Source organism: Streptomyces murinus (assembly GCF_002154555.1).
Taxonomy (GTDB): domain Bacteria; phylum Actinomycetota; class Actinomycetes; order Streptomycetales; family Streptomycetaceae; genus Streptomyces; species Streptomyces murinus.
Genome location: NZ_MUNF01000025.1, coordinates 1 through 6,366 on the forward strand (window position 1 = coordinate 1; position 6,366 = coordinate 6,366).

At 72.6% G+C, this 6,366-nt stretch carries 5 protein-coding genes; 3 read left to right on the plus strand and 2 right to left on the minus strand.

Annotated elements, in window-relative coordinates; genetic code table 11:
* The coding region (locus CCN72_RS02100) for a SpoIIE family protein phosphatase (RefSeq protein WP_107430049.1) at positions 1-2,040 on the plus strand (2,040 nt) is incomplete at its 5' end.
* 78 nt (positions 2,041-2,118) lie between these two features.
* Positions 2,119-2,982: an Fpg/Nei family DNA glycosylase gene (locus tag CCN72_RS02105; protein WP_086806083.1), complete on the plus strand. Its 864-nt coding sequence runs from the start codon at positions 2,119-2,121 to the stop codon at positions 2,980-2,982.
* A gap of 368 nt (positions 2,983-3,350) precedes the next feature.
* Here CCN72_RS02105 and CCN72_RS02110 read toward each other — a convergent pair whose 3' ends face one another.
* Entirely contained in the window at positions 3,351-3,866 is a 516-nt protein-coding gene (locus tag CCN72_RS02110) for a hypothetical protein (RefSeq protein WP_086806084.1), read from the minus strand.
* A gap of 417 nt (positions 3,867-4,283) precedes the next feature.
* Here CCN72_RS02110 and CCN72_RS02115 point away from each other — a divergent pair, with 417 nt between their 5' ends.
* The gene (locus CCN72_RS02115; protein ID WP_086806085.1) at positions 4,284-5,411 is read left to right on the plus strand and encodes a CapA family protein; all 1,128 of its coding nucleotides are present in this window, start codon (positions 4,284-4,286) and stop codon (positions 5,409-5,411) included.
* Here the strand turns inward: CCN72_RS02115 and CCN72_RS02120 are convergent.
* Positions 5,412-6,366: APC family permease (locus tag CCN72_RS02120; RefSeq protein ID WP_086806087.1), on the minus strand; the 955-nt coding region annotated here is incomplete at its 5' end. It abuts the gene before it with no gap.

Genomic DNA, 6,366 nt, shown 5'->3' on the forward strand with positions numbered 1-6,366 from the left:
CTCCCGGAGGACTGGCCCGCCCACCCGGACCCGATTCTGGCGCTCAACCACATGGGCACCTTCGACTGGGACCTGGACAAGGGCCTGTTCCACATGGACGCCGAGGCGCACGAGGTCTTCGACCTGCTGCCCGAGGAGTTCGACGGACGCCCCGGATCCCTGGTCCTGCGGGTGCCGCAGCCCGAGGCGGCCCGGCTCGACGCCCTCATCGCCCAGGTCATCAAGGAGGGCGGCGAGAACTACGGCGCCTACTTCCGCATCCGCTGCCGCGACGGCACCCCGCGCTGGACCCACACCCAGGGCTATATCCGCCGCGACGACTCCGGGCGGCCCCGCCGGGTCGTCGGCATCGTGCGGGACGCCACCGAGGAACTGGCCGACAGCACGTCCCGCAGCATGCGCGCGGCGCAGGAACTCGCCTTCCGCCAGCAGACCAACATCGTCCAGGTCGTCTCCGCGGCCCTCGCGCACGCCCGTACCGTGCAGGACGTCATCGACGTGCTCAAGGACACCCACGGCATCCGCCGCCTGGGCGCGGCCAGCTTTGTGATGGCCCTGGTGGAGGCCGGGCGGATCCGGCTCGTCGCGGAGGCGCCGCCCGGCAGCTTCGTACCCGCCACCCAGGTGAACCGGATCGACGAGCCGTACCCCATGAGCGAGGTCGTGCGCACCCTGAGCCCCCGGTTCGTCGAGACCCCGGAGGAGTTCGCCGAGGAGTACCCGCTCCTGTGGCCGCAGATCACCCATCTGGACATCGCCTCGGCCGCCTATCTGCCATTGATCGCCCAGGGCCGCCCGATCGGCGCGATGGGCCTGCTCTACAGCGACCGGCGCGGCTTCTCCGACGAGGAGCGCGGTGTCCTCGTCGCGCTCGGCAGCAGCATCGCGCAGAGCCTTCAGCGGGCCATGTTCTACGAGCAGCAGAAGGACCTGGCCCAGGGCCTCCAGCAGGCCATGCTGCCGCGCACCATCCCGAACGTGCCGGGCGCCGACATCGCCGTGCGCTACCGTTCGGCCGCGCTCGGCCGGGACATCGGCGGCGACTGGTACGACGTGATCCCGCTGCCCGGCGGCCGGGTCGGCGCGGTCATCGGCGACGTCCAGGGCCATGACACCCACGCGGCGGCCGTCATGGGCCAGCTGCGCATCGTGCTGCGCGCCTACGCCGCCGAGGGGCACACCCCGGCCGCCGTGATGGCCCGCGCCTCCGTCTTCCTGCACGAGCTCGACACCGACCGCTTCGCCACCTGCCTGTACGCGGAGGCCGACCTGTCCACGGGGGTGGTGCAGATGGTGCGCGCCGGGCACATCGACCCGCTGACCCGCGGGCCCGGCGGATGCCGGCGGGTCCAGGTGGAGGGCGGGCTGCCGCTCGGGCTCTCGGCGGAGTTCGGCGGCCTGGAGTATCCCGTCTCCACCCTCGAACTCGACCCGGGAGAGACCCTGTTGCTGTGCACCGACGGGCTGGTCGAACAGCCCGGCGCCGACCTGGACGACGGCATGCGGGGCCTGGCGGAGCAGGTCTGCGCCGGGCCCGAGGACGTGGACGACCTCGCCGACCGGCTGATCCAGCTGGCCGAGGAGCGCGGCGGCGAGGACGACGTGGCCCTGCTTCTGCTGCGCCGCCGGGAGCCGGAGACCGCGCGGGCCTGCGGCCGGCTCCAGCAGCATGTGGCGCCCGGCGACCCGGAGGCCCTCACCCAGGCCCGGCACATGATCAGATCGGCGGTGCGGGCATGGGGCGCGGGTGAGCGGGCGGACGAGATCGAGCTGGCCGCGGACGAGCTGATGACCAATGTCCTGGTGCACACCGAGGGCGCGGCGATTGTCACCCTGCGATCCCTCGTCGGCGCCGGGCACCGGCTGCGGATCGAGGTGGAGGACTCCTCCAGCGCCCTGCCCCGGCGCCGGGACGCGGGCGAGGAGGGCGTGTCCGGGCGTGGGCTGCTGCTGGTGGACATGCTGGCCGACGACTGGGGCGTGGAGGCGCGGGGCAGCGGCAAGGCGGTGTGGTGCGAGTTCCGGCTGGACGACGGCTGAACGGGGGACCGCCGAGAGGGTGCGGGCCGACCGGGTGGGCCGGGGGGCGTTGTCGGTGGTGGGTGGCACTCTGGACGTATGCCGGAACTGCCCGAGGTGGAAGCGCTGACGGATTTCCTCACCGAGCACCTGGTCGGCGCCCGGGTGGCTCGGGTGCTGCCGGTCGCCGTCAGCGTGCTGAAGACGTACGACCCGCCCGTCACCGCCCTGGAGGGCGCCCGGGTGACCGAGGTGCGCCGGCACGGCAAGTTCCTGGACCTCGTGGCGGACAGCGGGCTGCACCTGGTGACGCATCTGGCCCGGGCCGGCTGGCTCCAGTGGCGGGACCGGCTGCCGGACGGACCGCCCAAGCCGGGCAAGGGCCCGCTCGCGCTGCGGGTGGCGCTGGAGACCGGCGAGGGCTTCGACCTCACCGAGGCCGGCACGCAAAAGCGGCTCGCGGTGTACGTGGTCCGCGATCCGGCGCAGGTGCCGGGGATCGCCCGCCTCGGCCCCGACCCATTGGCCGCCGACTTCGACGAGGCCCGCTTCGCGGCCCTCCTCACGGGCGAGAGACGGCAGCTCAAGGGGGCCCTGCGGGACCAGTCCCTGATCGCGGGGGTCGGCAACGCGTACAGCGACGAGATCCTGCACGCCGCGAAGATGTCCCCCTTCAAACTCGCCGCCTCCCTCACCCCGGAGGAGACCCACCACCTCTACGACGCGCTGCGCGGCACGCTGACCCAGGCGGTCGAACGCTCCCGGGGCGTGGCCGCGGGCCGGCTGAAGTCCGAGAAGAAGAGCGGCCTGCGTGTCCACGGCCGCACCGGCGAACCCTGCCCGGTCTGCGGCGACACCATCCGCGAGGTCTCCTTCAGCGACTCCTCCCTCCAGTACTGCCCCACCTGCCAGACGGGCGGCAAACCCCTGGCGGACCGAAGACTGTCCCGCCTGCTGAAGTGAGGGGCCGGGCGGTGGCCCAGGGGCGCGCGGGTGCCCTCGGGCCGAACCGACAGCGCGACAGACGACGACACCGATGGGCCTCGCGACACGGCCCGGCCTCGCCTCCTGTCTCCGCGCCTCCTGTCTCCGCGGCTCCTGTCTCCGCGGCGCTCGCGGCCGCGGCCCGGTGATGCGAACGGCGGTGCCAGGCCCGCGCCCGACGGTCGGCGTGGCCCACCGAGGCAGGCGATCACGGCCGAGGCGCCCGCCTCCGGGGCCCGCAATCGGCTGCCCGCGCACCCGGCGAGGACCGCCCTCGGGCCGGTCGGACCCGGCCCCCCACCGAGCGCCGGTCCGCGTGGCCCTCGGAGTGGTCGCACGGGCCCGCCTCAGAACAGATGGATCGCCAAGTGCCCCAGCGGCAGCCCCAGTTGCCACGCCGGGGTCCACACCTTCGGGCCGTCGTCCTCGTCGGCCGGGGTGCCGGCGCCCGGTACCGCGTCCAGGTCGGTGGCCAGGAGTTCGGTCTCTTCCAGCCAGCGCCAGGCGTCCTGGGCGAGGGCCAGGTCGGGGGAGGGGGAGCCGGCGGCGCGGGCGGTCAGGTCGGCCATCCGGGTGCGGACCCAGTCCTGCCACGGATGGTCGCAGGCGGTCAGCGACAGCCAGTTCTCCAGCTGGGAGACGACCCGGATGCCGGACAGCTCCCCCTCGGTGTCGGACAGGAAGACGGTCAGCGCCAGCGCGTCCCGGCCCGCCCGGAACTCGAAGGACGTCGGGGGCATCAGATCGCCGGTGCGCAGCAGCTCGTCGGCGATGTACTCGGCGTACAACCACGCCATGGGGACGACCAGTTCACCACCGACGCCGTCCGCGCCGTCGGTGTTCTCGTGACCTGTGTGCGGCATTTCCTTCCTGCCCTTCCTCCGGTGCGTACGGGTCGCCCGATCCCCGGGGACCCGCCCTCGCCCGGAACGCGGATGAGGACAGCCCATTGCCCCAACGGGGCCCACAGCAAGGCGCTTTGCCAAGGTTTGACCTGACCCCCGGTTTCATCACGGTACCGGGCGGATCGGTGAGGGTGCGCGCCGCTTGCGTCCCACCGGCCCCGCGGGGGTACACGAGGACAAACGCGTCCCGGTGCCGTGGCGTGAGAGTCTTCACAGCCGCCCGGCGGCCCCTTGTGGGGGCACCGGATGGGTCAATGAGAGGACCCGGCCCGTTTGGACGGAGAGTCGGCTTCATACCCATATGCCCGTCACGGCAAGGTCGGTAAATACGACAGCCGTACTGACGTGCTGACGCAGATCCCGAGGGGTGAGCCGATGATCGGACGCAGACACCAGGTGGCCCTGGCCCTGACCGTTGTCCTCACGGCGGCGGCCGCCTGCTCCCAGCAGGCCCGCCAGGAATCCGGCCAAAGGGGAGCCGCAGGGCCGCCCGGGGGCCGCGGCTTCACCCTCGTCGCCACCGGCGACATCCTCACCCACCCCGCCGTCCTCGAACGCGCCTCCTCCGACGCCTCCGGCGGCGGCTACGACTTCCGGCCCATGCTCCTGGGCGTCGAACCCCTCGTCCACGGCGCCGATCTGGCGCTGTGCCACCTGGAGGACGGCGCCGGGGGCACGGCCCCGCTGTCCCCGCCACAGCTCGCCCAGGACCTCGCCATGACCGGCTACGACGGCTGCGCCACCGCCTCCGAACACGCCCTGGACAACGGCGCCGACGGCATCCGGGGGACCCTCGACACGCTGGACGCGGCGGGCCTCAAGCACGTCGGCACCGCCCGCAGCGCGGACGAGTCCCGGCGCCCGGCCCTCTACCGCGCCGGTTCCGCCACGGTCGCGCAGCTGTCGTACACCTTCGACACCGAGCAGCCGCTGCCCAGCGGGCAGCCCTGGGCGCTCCGCCCGATCGACGCCGACCGGATCACCGCCGACGCCCGCGCCGCCCGCAAGGCCGGCGCCGATGTGGTCGTCCTCTCCCTGCACTGGGGCGCGGGCGCCGACGACGCCCCCACCGAGGACCAGGCCGCCCTGGCCCGCGAACTGACCGCCGCCGCCGACGGACACCGTCCGGACATCGACCTGATCCTCGGCGCCCACACCCATGTCCCGCAGCCGTACGAGAAGGTCAACGGCACCTGGGTGGTCTACGGCCTCGGCGACCAGATCTCCGACGAACTGGACGACGGCAACGGCTCCCGGGACCCGCGAGGCAACGAGTCCACCCTCGCCCGCTTCACCTTCGCCCCGCCCGCGCGGACCGGCGAGCGCTGGCGGGTGACGCGGGCCGAGTTCGTGCCGCAGCTGTACGACCTCGACGCCGGGCGCGTGGTCGACGTGGACCGGGCCGTCGCGGGCGGCGCCGACCTCGCCGGGGTCCGGGACCGGATCCGGGACGTGGTGCTCAGCCGGGGCGCCGCCCAGGACGGCCTGGTCATGGGGGAGTGATCAGTCGGTGGTCCGCCCGGCCAGCGCCGAACGCTTGTAGGAGTAGGTGAAGTAGACGACGCAGCCGATCACGAACCACACCGCGAACCGCACCCAGGTCTGCCACTGGAGGAACGTGATCAGCCAGATCGAGAAGACGACACCCAGCGCGGGCACGAACGGCACCCACGGCGTACGGAAGGCGCGCGGCAGGTCCGGGCGCCGCCGGCGCAGCACGATCACCGCCACGCAGACCACCACGAACGCCAGCAGGATCCCGATGTTGGTCAGCTCGGCCGCCTCCCCGATCGGCAGGAACCCGGCGATCAGCGCGGACGCCGCCCCGACGATCCAGGTCACCCGGGTGGGCACATGCCGCGTCGGATGCGTCTTGGCGAACCAGCGGGGCAGCAGCCCGTCCCGGGACATGGAGAACCAGACCCGGGTGACCCCCAGCATGAACGTGAACATGACCGTGAGGATGCCGATGATGGCGCCCACCGCGATCACGTCCGCGAGCGCGTTGAGCCCGACCGACTTGAAGGCCGTACTGAACCCGCTCTCCTTGTCGATGTACTTGTAGTTCTGCATACCGGTCAGCACCAGACAGGCCGCCACGTACAGCACCATGGCGATCACCAGCGAGTAGATGATCGCCCTCGGCATGTGCCGCTGCGCGTCCTTGGACTCCTCGGCGGCGGTCGACATCGCGTCGTAGCCGAACACCGCGAAGAACACCGTCGCCGCACCCGTGAAGGCGCCGCTGATCCCGTAGGGGAAGAACGGGTGGTAGTTCGCGCTGTCGATATGGAACAGGCCCACCCCGATGACCAGCAGCACCACCAGCACCTTCACCCCGACCACGATCGTCTCGAAGCGGGCCGCGCTGCGGATGCCGAGGGTGAGCAGCCAGGCGATCAGGAAGCAGAGCAGCACCGCGAACAGGTCCACCCGGTGCCCGGCGCCGGTGCCGGGC